The sequence below is a fragment of the Deltaproteobacteria bacterium genome (genome assembly GCA_016709225.1).
Lineage (GTDB): Bacteria > Myxococcota_A > Polyangia > Nannocystales > Nannocystaceae > Xiheibacterium > Xiheibacterium phototrophicum.
This window is the reverse complement of the sequence record JADJEE010000001.1, coordinates 2,605,057-2,624,861: the sequence shown is the minus strand read 5'-3', so window position 1 is coordinate 2,624,861 and position 19,805 is coordinate 2,605,057. Positions and strand designations below refer to the sequence as shown.

13 protein-coding genes and 1 tRNA gene are annotated in these 19,805 nt (G+C 70.9%); 5 read left to right on the top strand and 9 right to left on the bottom strand.

What is annotated here, in order from left to right:
- Positions 1-65: 65 nt before the first annotated feature.
- Positions 66-1,757: an AMP-binding protein gene (locus tag IPH07_10660; GenBank protein ID MBK6917850.1), complete on the bottom strand. Its 1,692-nt coding sequence runs from the start codon at positions 1,755-1,757 to the stop codon at positions 66-68.
- 996 nt (positions 1,758-2,753) lie between these two features.
- Between IPH07_10660 and IPH07_10655 the strand changes: the two genes are divergently transcribed.
- Positions 2,754-7,757, top strand: coding sequence for a VWA domain-containing protein (locus IPH07_10655; protein MBK6917849.1), 5,004 nt, complete (start codon positions 2,754-2,756; stop codon positions 7,755-7,757).
- Positions 7,758-7,783: 26 nt separating this feature from the next.
- Positions 7,784-8,917: a MoxR family ATPase gene (locus IPH07_10650; protein ID MBK6917848.1), complete on the top strand. Its 1,134-nt coding sequence runs from the start codon at positions 7,784-7,786 to the stop codon at positions 8,915-8,917.
- A gap of 24 nt (positions 8,918-8,941) precedes the next feature.
- On the opposite strand, the gene IPH07_10645 is transcribed toward IPH07_10650, so the two are convergent.
- From IPH07_10645 to IPH07_10635, 3 genes are all read right to left on the bottom strand, one after another.
- Positions 8,942-9,997: a YiiG family protein gene (locus tag IPH07_10645; protein ID MBK6917847.1), complete on the bottom strand. Its 1,056-nt coding sequence runs from the start codon at positions 9,995-9,997 to the stop codon at positions 8,942-8,944.
- Positions 9,998-10,189: 192 nt separating this feature from the next.
- Entirely contained in the window at positions 10,190-10,669 is a 480-nt protein-coding gene (locus tag IPH07_10640) for a hypothetical protein (protein ID MBK6917846.1), read from the bottom strand.
- Positions 10,666-12,225, bottom strand: a complete 1,560-nt coding sequence (locus tag IPH07_10635; GenBank protein ID MBK6917845.1) for a sigma-54-dependent Fis family transcriptional regulator — start codon at positions 12,223-12,225, stop codon at positions 10,666-10,668. The genes IPH07_10640 and IPH07_10635 overlap by 4 nt, the downstream gene beginning before the upstream one ends.
- Positions 12,226-12,375: 150 nt before the next feature.
- On the opposite strand from IPH07_10635, the gene IPH07_10630 reads away from it, so the two are divergent.
- Together IPH07_10630 and IPH07_10625 are read left to right on the top strand one after the other, a co-directional pair.
- Positions 12,376-13,185 carry a hypothetical protein gene (locus tag IPH07_10630; protein MBK6917844.1) on the top strand — a complete coding sequence of 270 codons (810 nt, stop codon included), beginning with the start codon at positions 12,376-12,378 and terminating at the stop codon, positions 13,183-13,185.
- Between the two features lie 99 nt (positions 13,186-13,284).
- A complete protein-coding gene (locus IPH07_10625; protein ID MBK6917843.1) occupies positions 13,285-14,187 on the top strand; it encodes a universal stress protein in 903 nt (300 codons plus the stop codon).
- Between the two features lie 41 nt (positions 14,188-14,228).
- On the opposite strand, the gene IPH07_10620 is transcribed toward IPH07_10625, so the two are convergent.
- The 4 genes from IPH07_10620 to IPH07_10605 form a co-directional block, all read right to left on the bottom strand.
- Positions 14,229-14,762 carry a hypothetical protein gene (locus IPH07_10620; GenBank protein MBK6917842.1) on the bottom strand — a complete coding sequence of 178 codons (534 nt, stop codon included), beginning with the start codon at positions 14,760-14,762 and terminating at the stop codon, positions 14,229-14,231.
- Between the two features lie 179 nt (positions 14,763-14,941).
- Positions 14,942-15,724: a hypothetical protein gene (locus IPH07_10615; protein ID MBK6917841.1), complete on the bottom strand. Its 783-nt coding sequence runs from the start codon at positions 15,722-15,724 to the stop codon at positions 14,942-14,944.
- The gene (locus tag IPH07_10610; GenBank protein MBK6917840.1) at positions 15,721-16,197 is read right to left on the bottom strand and encodes a hypothetical protein; all 477 of its coding nucleotides are present in this window, start codon (positions 16,195-16,197) and stop codon (positions 15,721-15,723) included. Before IPH07_10610 ends, IPH07_10615 begins: the two co-directional genes overlap by 4 nt.
- 82 nt (positions 16,198-16,279) lie before the next feature.
- Positions 16,280-17,119, bottom strand: a complete 840-nt coding sequence (locus tag IPH07_10605; protein ID MBK6917839.1) for a class I SAM-dependent methyltransferase — start codon at positions 17,117-17,119, stop codon at positions 16,280-16,282.
- A gap of 65 nt (positions 17,120-17,184) precedes the next feature.
- Between IPH07_10605 and IPH07_10600 the strand changes: the two genes are divergently transcribed.
- On the top strand, positions 17,185-19,578 hold the full coding sequence (locus IPH07_10600) for an excinuclease ABC subunit UvrA (GenBank protein MBK6917838.1): 2,394 nt from the start codon (positions 17,185-17,187) through the stop codon (positions 19,576-19,578).
- A 127-nt stretch (positions 19,579-19,705) separates the two neighbouring features.
- Here the strand turns inward: IPH07_10600 and IPH07_10595 are convergent.
- Positions 19,706-19,778: transfer RNA gene (locus tag IPH07_10595), tRNA-Gly, on the bottom strand.
- Positions 19,779-19,805: the final 27 nt, after the last annotated feature.

The following is a 19,805-nucleotide window of genomic DNA, read 5'->3' as shown; positions in this document are numbered from 1 at the left end:
GCCCACGGGACGGCCGGGGGCGCGCACCGTGCCGTACCCACCTACGAGCGCGGCGCCCGAGCGTGCTATGTCGTCGCGCCGCCGTCGACGACGACGAGGTCGCGTTGGGCGAACCAGCGCTCGACACCATCGTGATAGCGGGCCTCGATGGCGGCCCGCTTCACCTTCAGCGACGGCGTCAGCATCCCGTTCTCGATTGTCCACGCATCGCGCAGCACCACGAGCTTGTCGAGTCGCTCGTGCTGATCGAGTGTCGTGTTGACGTGCTTCACGTGGGCGCCGAGCGACTGCTGTAGCGCCTCGCGCTGCTCGGCGTCGTCGAGACGGCTGCGCACGTGATCCGCCAGCACCACCAACGCGAACGGCTGCGCGCGGTTGGCCCCGGTCACGCAGACCTGGTCGACGGCCTCGTGCAGTAGCAGCTCGTTCTCGATCGGCGCTGGTGCCACGTACTTGCCCTTGCTGGTCTTGAACAGCTCCTTGACCCGGCCGGTGATGCGCAGGCGACCGCGCTCGTCGATCACGCCGAGATCGCCGGTGTGCACGAAACCGTCGGCGTCGAGTACCTCCGCGGTGAGCACCGGGTCCTTGTAGTAGCCCATCATGTTGCCGGGACTGCGCACGAGCACCTCGCCGTCGGCGCTCAGCTTCTGCGTGACGCCGGGCTGCGGCTGACCGACATAGCCGATGCGCACGTCGCCAGGGCGGCTCATGTGCGAGAACGAGGAGTTCTCGGTCATGCCGTAGCCCTCGAGCAGCTCGAGCCCGAGCTGCCTGTACCAGGCAATCAGCTCGCCGGGGATCGGCGCCGAGCCGGAGCCGGCGAAGCGGACCGCGCCGAGCCCGAGCCCGCCGAGGATCTTGCGTCGGATCAGCCCGCGCACGATCGGCAGGCGCAGCAGCAGCGCCAGCCGCGAGGGCGGCAGCTTCGCGTACACCCCCGACTGGAACTTGTGCCACAGCCGCGGCACGCTCACGAACAAGGTCGGCTGTGCGCGCCGCAGGTCGTCCACGAAGCGCTCGAGGCTCTCGGCGAAGTAGACGTGGAAGCCGAGCAGCATCGAGGTGGCCTCGACCAGGGTGCGCTCGAGCGAGTGGGCGAGCGGCAGATACGACAGCATGCGATCGTCGGCGCGCATGCCGAGCTCGTCGATGTAGCCCTGCGCGCTGCCGAGCGACGCGAAGCTGTGCATGACGCCCTTGGGCACACCGGTGGTACCCGAGGTGTAGATGATCGTCGCGAGTTCCTCGGGGCTGCGGTTGCCGCTGCCGGTGTAGGGCTCGGTCTTCGCGATCAGCTCGGCCCACTTCGGCGACGACGCGAGGCTGTCGTGCTGGGGTGCGAGCGGCAACACGATGCGGGGCAGCTCGGCGGCGACTCCAGCAGCCATCGCATCGAATCCGTCGAGCTTGCCGACGAACACCATCCGCACGTCGCCGTGGCTCAGGATCTGCGAGATGGTGTCGGCGGTCAGCACCGGGTAGAGCGGCACCGACACGTGGCCCGCCAGCCAGATCGCGAGATCGGCGAGGAACCACCAGGCGTTGTTCTTCGCAAAGATGGCGATGTGACTGCCCGGGGGCAGACGATCGCCCTGGGCCCGCAGGTGTGCGGCCATGCGCCGAGCCTCGTCGACGGCCGCGGCGAAGCTCAGCTCGCGCAGCGTTCCATCGCCCATCGGCTGCGTGAGCCAGATGTCGTCGGGGCGCGTGGCGGCGAAGGAGAGCACGCGATCGAGCTGGGTCTGTGGTGGCATCGGCTTCACGCGTGCGCGGGCACGCACCCTCAGGATCGCGCCAACCGTGTCGTGCGGGCAATCGCGTTCGAGGGCGTCGCCGTCGATGAATCGTTCGGGCCCGCCCGGCGTTCCACGCCGAACGCCGACGGTAGACCGCCCACGCGCGGGCTTGCCAGCCACGCTTCCTGCGGCCGACCGCGAGGTCACCGCTTGACGTGCGGCGCATCGATCCCGTATACGATTCGGCTGCCGGCGCACGTGCTGACCGGCGAATGAAGCCCTTCGAGGCCCCGGGCGCGCCCGGGAGGAGGACCCCGCAACGTGACGATTCACGCGTCCAAAACCAGCGACACCGCCCATCGGTGCGGATGCCAGACCTTCGAGTCCGGTGGTCCGACGATGGTGGTCGCGGGCGTGAACGTTCGACGTCGTGGGGCTCCTGCGTCGCTCGAAGGCTGACGCGCGCGACGCTGGGGGTTCGGGTCAGACGTGCCCCATGGGGTGGCCTCGTGACGAGGCGCTCCGTGGGGCGGGGCCGCGCCAAGTGTGGCGATCTCTCCGGTGAGAGCGGTCGTGCGCGGACCCTGGCACATCGAGATCACCCATGATGTGCCTTTGGGTTCGAGGGTTCTTGGTGGACCGCCGTCTCGCGACGTCGGCAACTACGAACCTCCGAAGCCCCCCACGCAGTCGACCAACGGGGACCAGTGCGACAGTTCGGTCCGCCAGACGGCGGAACGCGAACGGACGTCGCCCGAGCTCCACCCGAACTCGCTTGCCGCATCCACGCCGTCGACGATCTCGCGCGATGGGGTGACGGGCGCATGGACCACCGATGGTGGTCTGCCCGGAGCCCCGCTGCTGGCGCGAGCGTCGACCCGCGTGGGCACGCACCGTCGCGCGCGGTCGGGGAACGACGAGGGGCGCATCGCCCGAGGTCGTCGTTCCCCCAAAGAACCCTCCACCCGGAGGGTTCTTTTTTTTGCGACACTCTCCGTCGTCGACGGCGAGCGCGTGCGAGAGATCGACATCTGGCAGCACCTCGATGGCGGCGCCTGGTCGTCGGAGCTCGCCGCCGCGCTGGACGCAGCCAGTCGCGGCCCGCTCGATCGCAAGGTGCTGTTGCCGCTCGCGCCGAGGTTGCTGCGCTCGGCGCAGCCCGAGGCGCGCGCGATCGGCTGCGCGCTGCTGGGCGGCCACGCACGTGTGCCTGCGCTGATGCTGCTGGTCGCCGCGCTCGACGACGAGCACGCATCGGTCCGGTTCGCGGCCGTGCAAGCGCTCGCCGAGGGCACCGCCACCACGCCGATGCGCTTCGTGCACGCCTTGCTGCACCCGCGTCCCGACGTACGTGCGGCCGCCGTCGCGTGTGTGCCCGATGGCGCGCGTGTGTTGCTGGCGTGGGTCCGCGCCGATCCCGAGCTGTCGAGCGCATGCCAGGGCGCGCCGTGGCCCGAGCAGCCGTTGCCGCTCATGCTCGATCTCTGGCGTCGCGGTGTGATCACGCCGGCGGAGGCGATTGATGCGCTGACCACGTGCACGGTATCGGCGCTGCGCGACCACCTGCTGCACGGCGAGCAGCGTCGCGAGCAGGACTGCGGCGCCTGTCTGCAGCGCGTCCAAGAGTTCAAGCCGTGGCGAGATGTGCCGGGTCGCGATGCCTGCGATGAGCTGCTGCGGCTGGTGATCATCGCCGCCGAGGCGGGGACCGAGACGGCGCCGGTGTGGGGCGCCCTCGCGTCGGCGGTGGACGAAGCCAGCGGCACGTTGCGGCAGCGTGCCGCGGTCTCGGTGCTCGTGCTCGCCCACGCGGGCACGCAGCACCCACGCGCATTGCAGCTCGCGTGTCACGCCGACCTCCGGGTGTTGTTGGCGCCGGTGCTGCCGACGTCGGCACGACGCGCCGCTGCCCGCACGCTGGTCGCACCGATGTTCGCCCGTCGCGCTTCGTCGTCGCTCGCGTCGGCGGTGCTGGCGAGCGAGGTCGTCGACGATCCGGCGGCCGGCGGCATCGACCTGCGCACGGCGGCCAGCGTCGCCTCCACGCAGGGCGCCGCGGCGCTGTCTTGGTTGTACGCAGCGCTGGGGCCCGCCGCGGCGGCACTCGCCGGGCAGCAGCTCGAGGGTTGGGACGAGGTGTGCCGTCTGCCGCCGAGCGCCGTGCGCGTGCAGTGGTTGGGCGCGGCCTGCGAGGCCGCGCCCGCCACCGCGGGCCCGTTGCGCGCGATCGCGGCGCTGCGCCTTCGCGACGACCTCGCGGACGTTGGCATCGAGATGTCGCCCGGGCCCGGCGACGCGGTCTCACTCGCGCTTTCGTGTCTGTCGCTCGGCGATTGCGAGCCGTGGGCGAGCGACATCGGCGCGTGGGAGCGGCTGTGGTCACGGCTGGCGCTGCACCGCGTGCCCGCATGGCTCGCCGAGGTGTTGCCCCGCGCGCTGACGTTGCCCCACGATCACGTGGCTGCGCGAGCACTCGTGGCGATGGTGCTCGGGCATGCGACCGCGGCCACGATCGCCGTGCTCGACGACGATGGCTTGGTCGAGCTTCGACGTCGCGCCGACGCGCTCGGCCTCGATGGGGATGCGATCTCGGACAAGTTCATCGCGGCGGGCCGCCGACGCGCCGATCCCCGCATCGCCGCGTGGTCGGCCGCCAACGGCGGCGCGGCCCCGAGTGCGGTCCCGCGGTCGGTTGGCATCCACCGCCTGACCCCCGCGCAGGCCGATCGCATCGCGAGCTGCGACGACGACGAGCTCGAAGCTGCGCTGCATCCCGCACTCGCCGCGCCGTGCTTCGGGCTCACCGACGCACTCGCGCGACGCACCGCGCCGTCGCAGGATGCGTTGGCGGTGTGCGTGGCGCTGGTGGGCTGCGTCGACGGCATCGACGCCGTGGCTCGCGAGCTGGCGCGCTTCGGCAGCGAGCAGGAGCCGTTCGTCGACGCACTGCGCTTGGCTGCGGTCACGCTGTGGCGCGACGTCGAGCTGGTGCCGCCGCTGGTCGACGCGATGCTGGTGGCGTTCGAGCGCAACGCGGCCGGCTTTGCGACGTGGTTGACGGCGGAGGAGGGCGGCTGGAGCGGTGTGCTCGCGCGCGCGGTGGCCTTGCCGTCATCGCTCGCCCGGAGTCTGCTGTGGCAGGCGACCGCGAGTGTGCTGCTGGGCTGGTGGTACCACCGTCGAGCACGGGAGCTCGCCGAGGGATTCGAGCCCGCCGTCGTCGAGCTGTGCGTGGGTCTCCTGGACACCGAGCTCGGGGTCCACGCGGCGCGCGTGCTGGTCACGCTGCTCCGCGCCGGCACGAGCGGCGGCGCGGTCGAGGCTCGTGGGCCTCGGGTGGTGGCGCTGCTTCCGGGCTGCACCCGCGAGGTCCACCAGGCCCTGGCGGCGTGGCTACCCGTGCGCGGTGTGCCCTCACGCGACGCGCCCGCGCGACGCACGAGGCCGGCGCTGCCCGCCGACCTGCACGCCGAGCTGCGGGCGAGCGACGATCTCGGCCACCTCGCGCGCGCTTGCACCCACGATCGCGAGGCTCTCGTACACGCTGCGGTGCTCCGTCTGCTCGAGCTGGGCGAGGCCGGGGAGCTGCGGCTGGTGGCGCTGTTGCGGGGGCGCCTGCGACACGCGGACGCCTTGGTCGACGGCATTGCGCTGTGGAGCAGCGCAGCCGCACTCGCTGCACTCGCGGAGCTGCGCGACGACGAGTCGCTCGGTTCGCACCGACGTTGGCGCGTCGCCATCGCGCTGGTCGAACGCGATCGCGGTGCGCTCGACGGCGCGGTCGCGCTGCTCGCACGCCCGGCGATGGCGGGCTGTTCTCGCAGCAACGACTTCGGGCTGCTGCTCGCGGCGTGCGACGACGCTTCGGCTGCGGATGTGCTCGATAGGATTGCGGCGGGCGTCGATCCGCTGCTCGCCGACGCCGCCATGCGCTGGTGGCTGGCGCAGCCCGGTCCGGGCGGGCTGGCGGGCGTGCGACGGGCGCTACGCTCCGCGGGGGCCACGACGCCCGCGCTGCGGCGCGAGGCCGCGGCCGCGTTGCTCGCCGGTGGCGATGCGATCGGTTTGCCGCTGCTCATTCGCTGGGCCGCCGACCCCGAGGTCGCGCTCCCCGAGGTCCGCGACGCGCTGGGGGTGCAGCTGCGTCGGGCCGATGGTGCGGTGATCGACGCGATCGTCGAGCTGGCGCTGCTGGGCGGCCCGACGCTGGCACCCGAGCTGCGCACGCTGGACTTGCTGGAGATTGCACCTGCCGAGGTGCGCGCCCGTGGCGTGGCGCGGCTGCTGGTCGAGGGCAGCGACGTCGCCGCGCGGCGCCGGATCGCCGCGGGACGGCTGCTCGACCCGGAGCGCGCCGCGAAGCTACACGAGCTCGCGCGCAGCTTCGCGTGGGGGGTGATGCGCGGGCGCGAGCTCACCGGCAAGCGCTTCGCGATCCACATCACGCCGAAGCGCGAGCAGTGGGGCTTCACCCACATGGGCACCACCGCGATCCACGTGACGCCGCTGCCGATCCTCGAGCGCGTCCGTCACGGTCGCGACATCGTCGAGGGGCTGATCTTGCACGAGCTCGGCCACCACATCTGGCACGGGGCGCCGGAGGGCATGCGGGTGTGGCGGCGCGCCAAGAAGGAACGGCTGCACCAGCTGTTGAACCTCGTCGCGGACGAACACCTCGAGCGCAACCTACGATCGATGGACGCCGAGTTCGGCGATCGGATCAAGCGGCTCGACGCCCACGCCTTCGGTCACGCGCCCCGCGAGATCGCCGTGCTCGACCTGCTGCGCATGCTGAACGGCGCCGCCATCGACGTCTTCGCGGCGGTGCGGCCTGCGGTGGCCTTCGACGAGGCCAGCGTGCGGGTCGAGAGCGGTCGCCTGCTCGCCGAGCTCGATCGGGTGGGCCACTCGTTCGCGCGCTTCGTGCGGGCGCTGCGGATGGGGCTCGGCGATCGCTCGGGCGATCCCTTGGTCGCCACCGCGCTGACGTACTTCGGCACCGGCTTTCGTCAGCTCGACATGCACGGGTTGATGCGGGTCACGCGGGCGTTGGCGCGGCTGTTCGGCGGCGATGCCCTGCTCGCCCACGGCTTCGGTGGCCACGAGTCGTTGCGGTGGAACGAGCGCGATGCGGATGTCGCGGGCGACGGCATTGCCGACGCCGACGTGCAGCGCGAGGTCGAGCGCATCCTCGAGCCGCCGCGCGCGTCCCACGGCGACGGCGCGCCGCGCCGGCTCGCAATCAACGTCGGCGCCGGCGACAGCTTCAAGCCCATCGACAAGCTCGAGAAGGTGCCGCCGGACGAGGCGGCCCATCGCGCCATCGCGGCGCCACTGCAGCGACCGGCGCTGCGCCTGCGCGAGACCCTCGTGCGCCTGGGCCTGGCGCACGTGCGCAGTCCGGCCCGCGTGCGTGGCCATGCCCTCGACCGCGCGCGGGTGCTGCCCTTGGTCACGCGCGGCGACCCGCGCATGCTGATCGCCCGCACCATCCAACCGGACAGCGACCTGTTCCTGGGGGTGCTGGTCGACTGCTCCGGCTCGATGAGCGGCGCCAACCTCGATCGCGCGCGGCGCTTCGCGGTGCTGGTCGCCGAAGCGGCGCGCGGTCTGAATGGGGTCGACGCGCGCTTCTTCGGCTTCACCGACAAGGTGATCTACGAGGCCGGGGACGCGCGGCGCTGCGCGGTGTCGTCCCTGCGCGCCAGCGATGGCAACAACGATGCCGCCGCGCTCACCCACGTCGCCTCGGTCGCGACCGCGTCGCATCGCAAGTCCAAGCTGCTGGTGATGATCAGTGACGGGTTGCCGACCGAGTGCTCGGTGTCGGCCCTGCGCCAAGTGGTGCAGCAGCTCACGCGGCGCCACCACATGTGCTGCGCGCAGGTGGCCGTGCGGCCGCTGACCGAGATCTGCTTCCCGAACTACGTGCTGCTGGACGACGCCAACCTCGATGCTTCGGTGCGTCGCTTCGGCGACCTCATCGGCAAGCTGGTCGGGCGTGCCCTGGCGATGTGATCGAAGACCGAACGAAAGAGGCGACGATGTCCGGACGCAAGTGGAAGATCGAAGAGCTCAGCGTGGGGATGACCGGCGAGGCCACGTTCTGGCCCAACCCGGTCGAGGACTCGGAGTTCGGCCTGCGGAGCACGCACTTCGACGGTCGCCGCGCGCCCAAGGTGGTGTTGACGCGGGACCGGCGGGTGGTCGCGGGCGTCTCGTGCCTGGTGCGCATCACCGCCATCTCCAAGCCCGAACGGGAGGATCGCGGCACCATCGAGGTCGAGTGGATCGGGCCGGCGCCGTTTCGCATCGAGAGTGTGTGGCTGGATCCGGTGGTCTCGAAGAAGCTGCAGGTGCTGCTGCAGAGCGGCCTCAACATCCTGCTCGATGGGCCGCAGGGCTGCGGCAAGACCGTGCTCGCACGGGCGATCGCAGCCAGCCTCGGCTACGAGTTCGTGTTCTTCAACTGCGGCGCGGTGATCGACGCCGTGGACTTCTTTGCGACCATCCAGGTGCGCGCTTCGAGCAGCGGCTCGCCCGTCACGGACTTCGTCAAGACCGAGGTGCTGGAGGCGGTCGAGCGCGCCGAGGTCGAGCCATCGCGGCGGTTCTTGGTGTTCCTCGACGAGCTCAATCGCTGTCAGGAGAGCGCCCGCAACGCGCTCATGCCGGCGCTCGACAGCACACGACGGGTGTTCCATCCCATCGAGAACCGCTTCGTCGCGATCCCCGACAACGTGCAGTTCATCGCGGCGGTCAACCGGGGTCGCGAGTTCAGCGGCACGTTTGCCATCGACGCTGCGCAGCTCGATCGTTTCGCGCCGCTGCAGATGGACTACCCGCCGCCCGAGGAGGAGGTGAAGCTGCTGGTCGCGCGCCACCCCGATCTCGCCCACAAGCTGGTCGAGGACGTCGTCGCGGTCGCGGACGCGGTGCGCAAGGCACCTGACCTGCCGGGCACGCTGTCGGTGCGCGCGACGGAGGAAGCGTGCGTGTACCTCCAGCATCCGCTCTTCTCGGGGCAAGCCCGCAGCGCAGTGCCGGAGATCCTGAAGAGCTCCTTCTGTGGCCGGTTCGCCGGCCGTGCCCACGATGTCAACTCCGACGCGGGCACGGTGTGGGCGGTGGTGGCGGGCAAGCTGCGCGAGCGGGGCTACGCGCCCGGCGACGCGTAGCCCTCACCCGAGCATGCGCGCCGACTAGCCCTTGGGCGCCGGCTTGTAGAACGAGTAGTTGAGCGAGTTGCTGCGGCTGACGAGGCTGTTGTACTTGTCGAGCAGCTTCGCGGGGCTGCCCTCGACCCACGACGCGGGGCCGCTGGCGAAGCGCTCGAGATCATCCTTGGTGAAGGCCTGGTTGTCGCGCTTGCGACGGAGCACCTCCTTGGCGATCTTCTTGAACTCCTCGGCCTCCGACTGGAACGAGCTGTACATCGTCACCGAGTCGAGCTCCTCCTTGTGGGCCTTGCCATACTCCTCGGTCGCGCTCAGCTCGGTCTCGAGCTCGTTGACGAGCGGCTCGAACACCGCCAGATCGAGCTTGAACTCCGGCGCGACCTCGACGTCGGCGGTGTCCATCACCTTCTTCGAGAGCACCATGATCTTGCGCTGGTGCCACATCAAGGTCTTGCCCATCTCGGCTTCGATGCGCGAGAGGTCGCGCTCCTGTAGCGCATCGTTGCGGTTGCCGACGATCTCGCGCAGCTTGGCGTTGGTACCCTCGAAGGTCTCGATCGCTGCCATGAGCTTGGGGTGCAGCTCCTTGGCCTTGGCCCACTTGTCGTCCTTGTAGTTGTCCTCGTCGTAGTACTTGTAGGCCTCGTTCATCAACGGCGCCGCGGTGCTGACCGCGTCCGCGAAGGCCTTCGCGGCCGCCTCGAGGTCGGCGTCGTCGGGCTCGAGCTCCGCGGCCTTCGCGATGCCGTCGAGGCACGGCTTGGTGTCGCGGATCTCGTAGAGGCCGTAGACGCTGGTCTCCTTCCCGGTGGGGCCGACCTTGGGGTCGTCGATCCAGTCGAAGTAGCGCTTGCCCGAATCGGAGATGTTGGTCGCGGGCCCGTTGATGCAGTCGATGTACGCCTGCAGCTTCTCGCCGAGACGGTCGTCGTCGGTCTTGGGACCGCCGGTGAGGCCGCCGCCGGCCTCGTTGGCGGCGGCTTGGGCCCCATCGTTGATGAGCGCGACGATTTTGTCGCAACCAAGTCCCGGCATGAGGGACAACACTGCGAGCAGCGAAATCTTGGTACGGACCGGCATGGGTCCCGACCGTACAGCAACCACCGTGCCGTTCGTCGGGACTCACGGTTAATCGTGTCGGGCAACACGCTCGCCCGACTTGGGCAGGCGACTTGCCCACGCTTGCCCGAATTGGGCAGCAGGGCGCGGTCGTGCTCGGGCGCTGCGTCGGCGTGCTAACGTCGTGACCTCGCCTGCGATGGTCCGCGTTCGTCACTTGCTCGCCGTCGTGCTCGCGTGCGCACCCGGCTGCCTCGGGATCGAGGGCACCGATGTGAGCACGAGCGCCGCGGTGGGCGACTCGGGGAGCGCCTCGGGGCTGAACACGACCGCGGCCGGCAGCGAGTCGGCCTCCGCCTCGGCGGATGGCGGCGATGGGGCCGGTGGCACCACCGCCGACGGCGGCGCGAGTGCGAGTGCGAGTGGGCCACCCGATGACAGCGGTGGCGACTCGGGTGAGGGCACCACCGGGCGCCCAGGGGATGGCAGCTCGGGCAGCGGCGGCGCGGCGTCGGGCGACACCACCGGCACCAGCGACACCGGCAGCGGCTCGGCCGGCAGCAGTGGCTCGGACGGCAGCAGTGGCTCGGCCGGCAGCAGCGGTTCGGACGGCAGCGGCGGTTCGGACGGCAGCAGCAGCGGCGCCGCGTCGACGTAGCCGGTGCGACGGTGCGGGGAGCGCTGCGGCGTCACGACTCGGCGCGGCGCCTTGGCTTCGCCTTGCGTGCCTCGGGCGCGACCTCGACGACGGTGCGTCGGACTGCGAGCCCGCGCTTGCGCAGCAGGCGATAGAGCGTGACGTTGTCGACGCCCGCGCGGGCGGCCGCGCGCGCGACGTTGCCCTCACAGGCCTGCAGCAGCTCGGTGAGGTACTGCGTCTCCAGTGGGGCCAGCCACGCTTCGCGTAGCTCGCGGAGCGTGGGCGCCCGCTCGCGGTGCGACGCGGTCGCGACCGTCGCGTTGCGCGGCGACGCCGGGCCTCGCGACCGATCGGTGCGCAGCGACTCGGGCAGATCGGCGGGCTGGATCTCGCCCTTCGACATCACGACCGCGTGCTCGATGGCGTTGCGGAGCTCGCGGACGTTGCCGGGGAAGTCGTAGGCGCGCAGCAGTGCGAGCGCCTCGGGTCCGATGCGCGGCGCCGGCTTGCCCATGCGGTCCGCGGCCTGCTGCAGGAACACCGCCGACAACACCGCGATCTGCTCGCGATAGGCCCGCAGTGGCGGCAGCTCGAGCACCATGACGCCCAGGCGAAAGTAGAGATCGGCGCGGAAGCTGCCCGCGGCCACCATTGCGCGCAGGTCACGGTGCGTGGCGCCCACCAGCCGCACGTCCACGCGCTCGGGGGGCTTGTTGCTGCCCAGCTTGGCGACCTCGCCCGACTCGACCGCGCGCAGCAGCTTCGACTGCAGCGACAGCGGGAGATCGCCGAGCTCGTCGAGGAAGAGCGTGCCGCCGTCGGCCTTGTGGAACTCACCCTGCTTCTCGAAGCTGGCGCCGGTGAAGGCCCCGCGCACGTGGCCGAACAGCACGCTCTCGAGCAGGTTCTCCGGGATCGCGGCGCAGTTCACCGTCACGAACGGCTTCGACTCGCGCCGAGAGTTGAAGTGGATGGCGTGGGCGACCAGCTCCTTGCCAGTCCCGCTCTCGCCGTGGATCAACACCGGGACATCCGACGGCGACGCGCGCTCGATGCGTCGCTCGACCTCGAGCCACTGCGGTGACAGCCCCTTGATGAGCAGCGGCCGTCGGCGGTCGTCACGGGTGCGGCGGTACTGCTGGGCGCGCCGTAGGAAGCGGGCGGCGGTCTGCGCCAGCTCGACCAGGGCGACCAGGTGGTGCGGCGTCAGTGCGCCGCGGTCGTCCGCCGAGACCGTCAGCACGCCGATCGCTCGGTCCTGCCACGGGATCGGCACCGCCGCGATCGAGCCGACGTCGAGGAAGTAGCGCGCGTAGTTCGGATCGGCCGCGGTGTCGCGGCACAGGTACGGCTCGTTGCGTTCGAACGCCAGCAGCGCGATCCCAGGCGGCTGGCCGGGCGACGGCCGACGCACGCGCGCGTTGGGCAACGTGACGACGAGATCGTCGACGACGTGGAAGTCGAGTGCGAGCGCCTGCTCGTCGTCGCGCCAGAGGAAAATCGCGCCGTGGCGCGTCGACGTGCGGCGCAGCGCGAGCTCGAGGAGCCGCCGCTCGAGCTGCTCGACATCGGCGTCGTGGAGCTCGCGGGCGTCGTCGTCGAAATCCATGGGTGATGAATCATCGACACACGAATTGCAAAATTGCAACTCGTTGCAGCCGACAATGATCAAGCATTTCAGATGCATGGGGCGTGTAGGTCAGCGGCATACCCGTTGCTCATGGCGCCCCATCAGAGTCCCCGGAAGAGAGTCCCGACCATGCGCCGCCTGCTGCTCACGCTCCCGTTCGTCTGCTTCGCCTGCTCCGCCGACACGACCGACGCCGACATCGAGTCGCGCCTCGACATCACGCCGGCCGAGAGCCAGGCCCTGCTCGCGCTGCTCAACGCACCGGCGACCACCGTCGAGCTCCTCGACCTCGAGATCGGCCTCGATCGCCGCGCGGCGGTGGCGATCATCGGCCATCGCAACGGCACCGACGGCAACCTCGGCACCGCCGACGATCATCGCTTCGACACCCTCGAGGAGGTCGAGTCCGTGAAGTACGTCGGCGTCGCGAGCATGCAGCGACTGCACGACTGGGTGCTCGATCATCCGGTGCCCACCGGCGCGCTGGTCGAGGGCGTCGAGTTCACGGCCGATGAGGCCGCGTCGGTGCTGTGGGGCGTGAACTCGGCCGACGTCGCCGAGCTGGACATCGACGTCGCGCTGTCGAGCACCGCTGCTCGCAGCCTGGTCGAGCACGCGCCGTACGCCTCGCTCGACGAGCTCGCGGCGGCGCCCAACGTCGGCAAGGCGACGCTGCTGGCGCTGCGCGGCTTTGCGCCGGCGTGGGGCGACCTGTCGGTGCTCGCCGGTAGCTTCGACGGCGTGACCTTCGAGGCGCGCGAGGCCGCCGATGCGCTCGAGCTGGCCAACCACGCCACCTTCGAGGATCTCGTGGGCCTCGGCGTCTACGCCACCGGCGCGCATGCGGTGATCGATCATCGCCCCTACGCGTCGCTCGCCGACGTCGCGGCCGTCGCGGGTGTCGGTCCCTCGACGATGCAGGCGCTGAAGGCCCTGTAGCGGCAGGGCGTCGGGGCGCCGAAGGCCCGTAGACGGGCGTCGGCGGCCCCGCAATAGCTTCGCGCCCGTCGGCGTCGTTCTCGGGGCAACCTTGGAGCGATGTCGACCTGGATCGTCGCCCTCGACCTGCGCCCCTCGAGTCACGGTGCCGTGCGCTTCGCGTCGTGGGTCTCGCAGTCGGGTGGCGAGCCGCTCGAGCTGGTGGGCGTGCACGTGATCGAGCGCGAGCAGCTGGCGCCGATCTTCCGGCTGCAGAGCCCCGACGAGGTGGGTCGTCGAGCTCGCGAGGCGTTGCAGCGCGAGCTCGACGAGGCGGCCATCCGCGAATTCTTCACCCGCGAGGTCGTCGCGCTCGGTCCCCGCGCCCACGAGGTGTTGGCGCACCAGGCCCAAGGCGAGCACGCCGAAGTCATCGTGGTCGGTCGCCAGGTGGCCGACGATGCCCGCGCGACCATCCGACTCGGCACCAACGCGCGTCGGCTGCTGCGCGCGCTGCCGACCACCGTCGTGGTGGTGCCGCCGGACTACGCACAGATTCCGTTCGGCGCCGGGCCGGTGCTGGTCGCCACCGACCTGGGGGAGGACGCCGTGGCGGCATGCCGCTTCGCCGCACAGATGGGCGCTCGCCTCGGGCGCGAGGTCATCGCGGTGCACGTGATCCCGCAGCTCGATCCGGTGCTGCGCGCCTACGTGGCCGACGGGCCCTGGAACGAGCTCGCCGAGCAGGAACACGCGCGCGCGCTGGCCGAGCTGCGGCGGTGGCTCGATCGACACGGGCTCGCGCAGCTCGAGTCGCGCGTCGAGCAGGGCGCCGTCATCGACACGCTCGGCCGACTCGTGCAGTCGACCCACGCGCCGCTGTTGGTGGTCGGATCGCGTCGACTGCCGACGGTCGAGCGCGCCTTCGTCGGCAGCACCGCGGCGGCGCTGGCGGCCGAGCTACCGCTCGCGGTCGCGGTGGTGCCGCAGGAGCGAGCCAGCGCCGGCGATGGCCATCGCTGAGCGACGCATCGAGCGGGCACGCGCGGGCCGCCATGGGCAGGTCAGAACGAAAGCGTGAGCCCGCCGAAGAGCGTCCACAACGCGACGCCGCCGAACGGCCCCGCCCACACCGAGAAGGTCGCGGGGCGCACGAAGAAGCCCACGCGGTCGTTCCACACGCCCTTGAGCTGGCCGCCGATGTCGGCGAAGAAGTAAGGATCGGCGCCGCGGCCGTAGGTGTTGAGACCGAAGCCGGCGGCCGCCAGCGGCGCGACGTACAGCTTGAAGTTGCTGCTGGTCACGACGCGGAAGTCCCACATGAAGATCGGTCCGGTGGTGAAGCCGAAGTCGCCGAAGCCGAAGTGGGTGTGCAGCAGGCCGCCGAGCGCGGGGCCGACGTCACCCTTCTTGAAGTGGTACTGGAAGTCGACGCCGACGGTGCCGACCGCGAAGCCGAACGGGATGTCGAGTGTCGGGCCGGCGCCGATCTGCAGCGCCCACGGGCGCTTGTTGGAATTGTCGTTGGGGCCCGCGAGCGCGGTTGCTGGCGCGGCGGCGAGCCCGATCGAAAGCACGGCGGCGGACAGACGCTTCACACCGCGACGCTACCGCGTGTGGCCGTGAACGCAACCTTCTGGCGTCCCGCAGCGGTCGAACATCGCGACCTCGCGGACCGCGACGTAGTGTGGATCACGTCGATCGTGGGGCACCCGAGCGGCGGACGTGGGCGTGCGAGCGTGACGCGGGCCTGCCGCGCACACCGTCGCGGCATCGCTCACCCGCCGCGCGAGCACCAGAACAGCAGCGCAGGGTAGGCGGCCAGCCACGCCAGCAGGAAGCGGTTGAGGCCGAGCAGCGCCACATTCGCGACGTGGAACGCGAGGGCGACGGTGGCCAGCAGCGCGCATGCGGTGGCATCGACGAGCGCGAGGGGAAATCCACACTCGAAGGCGAGCACACCCCCGGCGGCCGCGCGCCGCACGGTGGCATGCGTCAGTGCGCGACGGGCTCGCGGTGGCACGCCGTACTGTGGGATCGAGAGCAGGGCGGGCAGCGCGGTGCCGTCGCGCCAGCGCCGGTCGGCCAGCTTGGCGACGCCCGCGATGAAGTACGACAGCACCAGTTGGGCCGCGATGTATGCGAGCCCGAGCTCGGCCCACGATGTTCGCGTGCGCGCGATTGCCAGGCCCAGCAACACCACCATCGTCATCGCATCGCTGCCGCCGTTGTAGCTGCCGCGGAAGCGCACCGAGCACGCCAGCGTGGTCGCGACCAGGCCCCACGCCGGCAGCGGGTGCGACCACCACGGCAGTGCGAGCGCGAGCCCGAGCTGCAGGCGCACGACCCACGCAAAGCCGCGGCCGTCGAACAGCTGATCGAGCGCGCGGCGCAGCGGCCGGGGCAGCGTGTCGTACTCGATCCGCAGCGTCGACCAGCGGAAGACACCCGCATCGCGCCACGCATGGCGCACCGACCACAGCTCGATCGCCGCGACCGCGCAGACCAGCGCGGCCAGCCACGAGGTCCAAGCGAGGGCCTGCTCGAGCGTCGCGCTCATGCGGCCAGCACCGGCGAGCGCGCGAGCACGGTTCGATCGGCATCGCCATCGACGATCGACCACTGCCACCGCGCGCCGTCACGGCCGCGGAGCTCGGTCGGGACCGCCTCACGTGCGAGATCGGTGACGAGTAGCAGCGTCACCGCTTGTTCCGGCGAACCATCGAGCTCGCCTTCGGTCACCAGTCGCGCGACCACGCCGTGGTACGCGAGCGCGAGGTTGCCCGCCGGCGCCAGCAGCCAGCGATGTCGCGGGACCGCGAGCGCGTCGAGCCACTCGCCCCATGCGGCGTCCGGCGCCGCGAAGCGCACGCGCAGGGACGGCGCGGTGTCGACCCGATCGAAGAACCGCCACGCCGGCAGCAGCACGCGCAGACGCTCGAGCCACGGGTTGGTCCGCGCGGCACGCTCGTGCCACGTCGCGAGCACCACCACGGCGAGCACGCACATCGCCATCGTGGTGGACGCGGGCACCCACGACACAACGTCGCGTCGGAGCGTCGCCGTGCACGCGTCGGTCGCGGCCCGAGTTGGGCCAGATGCGCCCGTTCGCGCTTCAGGGGCGCCGGCGCGCGACGAGCCCGAACATCAGTGGCACGCGCGCGACCCCGGCGGGCCACCGCCAGCGTCGCGTGCCCGGCTCGGCCTCGAGCCCCGGGTGCACGCGGCAGCCGTTCGCGTAGGGGTACTCGCGCACGTGCTCGAGCTCGAGGCCGGCCTCGATGCACGCCTCGAGGATCTCCGCGAGCGTCCACTGCCAGCTGGTCGCGGGAATGTCGTTGCTGCCGGCGGCCGCGTCGTCGTGCTCGGCGGCGAGCGCCGTGCCGGAGCCGGCGACGTAGTCGCCCACGGGCTCGACGAACGGCTCGCGGGCGAAGTAGTCGTCGCGATCGAGGCGGAACTCAGGCCCGACCGACCACACCAGCGGGTGGAACTCGACGTAGACGAGTCGCCCGCCGGGCTCCAGCACCCGCGCGACCCCGCGAGCCCACGCGCGTAGATCGGGTAGCCAACCCACCGCGCCGTAGCTGCAGAACGCGAGCTCGAAGCGCGACGGCGTGTCGTGCAGCCACTGCACCACCTCGGCGTGCTCGAACTGCGCGGGGATCTCGCTGCGGTCCGAGAGCGCCTTCGCGAACGCGATCGCCTCGTCGCTGAAGTCGACGCCGGTCACGTGCGCGCCGCGACGTGCGAGGCACAGCGAGTCCTGGCCGCTGTTGCACTGCAGGTGGACCAGTCGACGGCCCTCGAGCGGTCCGAGCAGCGCGAGCTCCTCGTCGAAGAGCACGTCGTGGCCCGCCCGCAGGCGCGCGGCCTGATCGCCCTTGTGGGCGTTGTGGTTGCGGGTGGCGACGTTCCAGCTGCGGCGGGTGTTCTCACGGGCGTCGGCGGGCATCGGCCGCGAAGGGTAGTACGCGCGCCTGGGCAAGCCCAGGCCGCCCGTGGCAGGCTTGCGCCGCGGTGAGCAAGGCCAAACGGACCGATCCCCAACCCCACGCGCAGCACGCCGCCGACCGGCACGATCGGATCGTCGTGCGCGGCGCACGGGTGAACAACCTCGTCGACGTCGACCTCGAGCTGCCCAAGCGACGGCTGACGGTGTTCACCGGCGTGTCGGGCTCGGGCAAGAGCTCGCTGGTGTTCGGCACCATCGCCGCCGAGTCGCAGCGGCTGATCAACGAGACCTACAGCGCGTTCGTGCAGGGCTTCATGCCCACGACCTCGCGGCCCGACGTCGACGTGCTCGACGGGCTCACCACCGCGATCATCGTCGATCAGGAGCGCATGGGGGCGAACGCCCGCTCGACCGTCGGCACCGCGACCGATGCAAATGCGTTGCTGCGGATCCTCTTCAGTCGGCTGGGCAAGCCCAACATCGGCCCACCCAACGCCTACTCGTTCAACGTGCCGTCGGTGAAGGCCTCCGGCGCGCTCACGGTCGATCGCGGCGCCGGCAAGAACCGCGCGAAGGCGGTCAGCTTCAACCGCCTGGGCGGCATGTGCCCGCGCTGCGAGGGCATGGGCTCGACCTCCGATTTCGACCTCACGGCGCTGTACGACGACAAGCTCTCGCTCGACCAGGGCGCCATCACCATCCCGGGCTACAGCATGGAGGGCTGGTACGGCCGCATCTTTCGCGGCTGCGGCTACTTCGACCCCGACAAGCCGATCCGCAAGTTCACCAAGAAGGAACTCGACGATCTGCTGTATCGCGAACCCACCAAGATCAAGGTCGACGGCATCAACCTCACCTACAGCGGGCTCATCCCGCAGATCCAGAAGTCGTTCCTGTCGAAGGACGTCGACGCCATGCAGCCGCACATCCGCGCCTTCGTCGAGCGCGCGGTGACCTTCAAGACCTGCCCCGAGTGCGGCGGGACGCGGCTGGCCGCCGAGGCGCGGTCGTCCAAGATCAAGGGCAAGAACATCGCCGACGCCTGCGCGATGCAGATCAGCGACCTCGCGCAGTGGGTGCGTGGGCTCGAGGCGCCCGCCGTGGCACCGCTGGTCGCGGCGCTGGTGCACTCGCTCGACTCGTTCGTCGAGATCGGGCTCGGCTACCTCTCGCTCGACCGGCCCACCGGCACGCTGTCGGGCGGTGAGTCGCAGCGCACGAAGATGATCCGCCACCTGGGATCGGCGCTGACCGACGTGACCTACGTGTTCGACGAGCCGACCATCGGGCTACACCCCCACGACATCGAGCGCATGAACCAGCTGCTCCTGCGCCTGCGCGACAAGGGCAACACCGTGCTGGTGGTCGAGCACAAGCCCGAGAGCATCGCGATCGCCGACCACGTGGTCGACCTCGGGCCCGGTGCGGGCAAGGCCGGCGGCAAGGTCTGTTTCGAGGGCACGGTCGAGGGCCTGCGCAGCAGCGGCACACTCACAGGTCGTCACCTCGACGATCGCGCGAAGCTCAAGCCCAGCGTGCGCAAGCCCAAGGGCAAGCTCGAGATCCGCGGTGCGAGCAGCAACAACCTCCGCAAGGTCGACGTCGACGTCCCGCTCGGCGTGCTGGTGGTCGTGACCGGCGTGGCGGGCTCGGGCAAGAGCTCGCTCATCCACGGCTCGATTCCCGCAGGTGCAGGCGTGGTCTCGGTGGATCAGGGGGCGATCCACGGCTCGCGCCGCAGCAACCCCGCGACCTACACCGGCCTGCTGGAGCCGATTCGCAAGGCCTTCGCCAAGGCCAACGACGTGAAGCCGGCGTTGTTCAGCCCCAATTCCGAGGGCGCGTGCACCAGCTGCAACGGCGCGGGCGTCATCTACACCGACCTGGCGATGATGGCTGGCGTCGCGACGCCGTGCGAGGACTGCGGCGGCAAGCGCTTCCAGGCCGAGGTGCTCGAGTACCGCTTCGGCGGCAAGGACATCAGCGAGGTGTTGGCGATGTCCGTGACCGAGGCGCTGGCGTTCTTCGGCACCGGCAAGGCCAAGCTGCCGGCGGCGCACGACATCCTCGCGTGCCTCGCGGGCGTCGGGCTCGGCTACCTGAGCCTCGGCCAACCACTGACGACGCTGTCGGGCGGCGAGCGCCAGCGACTCAAGCTCGCCACCCACATGACCGAGCCCGGTGGCATCTACGTGCTCGACGAGCCGACGTGCGGCTTGCACCTCGCCGATGTCGAACAGCTGCTCGGGTTGCTGGATCGCCTGGTCGACGCCGGCAAGTCGGTGATCGTCATCGAGCACCACCAGGCCGTGATGGCCCACGCCGATTGGATCATCGATCTCGGCCCGGGCGCCGGCCACGAGGGTGGGCGCGTGGTGTTCGAAGGCCCGCCGGCGACGCTGGTGGCCAAGCGCGCGACGACGACCGGCAAGCACCTGGCGGTCTACGTCGGCGCGTGAGCGCGGCGCGAAGGTGGAATCGGTGCGCCCCGCTGCCGGCCCCACGCGACGAAGGAACGCGGCCGCGCACGCTGAAGGGCTCCGTGGAGCCTCGCGGCTCGACGCTTGCTTCGATCCACCTACGCGGAGCGGGAGACGGGGCTCGAACCCGCGACATCCAGCTTGGGAAGCTGACACTCTACCAACTGAGTTACTCCCGCGCGGTCTCGACTCGTAGCACGTCCGGG

What these genes read in the sequence shown, in the direction of transcription:
- IPH07_10645 (MBK6917847.1), bottom strand. Translation starts at nt 9,997, where the DNA reads ATGCCGGTCCGTACCAAGATTTCGCTGCTCGCAGTGTTGTCCCTCATG.
- IPH07_10605 (MBK6917839.1), bottom strand. Translation starts at nt 17,119, where the DNA reads ATGCCCGCCGACGCCCGTGAGAACACCCGCCGCAGCTGGAACGTCGCC.
- IPH07_10650 (MBK6917848.1), top strand. Translation starts at nt 7,784, where the DNA reads ATGTCCGGACGCAAGTGGAAGATCGAAGAGCTCAGCGTGGGGATGACC.
- IPH07_10660 (MBK6917850.1), bottom strand. Translation starts at nt 1,757, where the DNA reads ATGCCACCACAGACCCAGCTCGATCGCGTGCTCTCCTTCGCCGCCACG.
- IPH07_10635 (MBK6917845.1), bottom strand. Translation starts at nt 12,225, where the DNA reads ATGGATTTCGACGACGACGCCCGCGAGCTCCACGACGCCGATGTCGAG.
- IPH07_10625 (MBK6917843.1), top strand. Translation starts at nt 13,285, where the DNA reads ATGTCGACCTGGATCGTCGCCCTCGACCTGCGCCCCTCGAGTCACGGT.
- IPH07_10630 (MBK6917844.1), top strand. Translation starts at nt 12,376, where the DNA reads ATGCGCCGCCTGCTGCTCACGCTCCCGTTCGTCTGCTTCGCCTGCTCC.
- IPH07_10615 (MBK6917841.1), bottom strand. Translation starts at nt 15,724, where the DNA reads ATGAGCGCGACGCTCGAGCAGGCCCTCGCTTGGACCTCGTGGCTGGCC.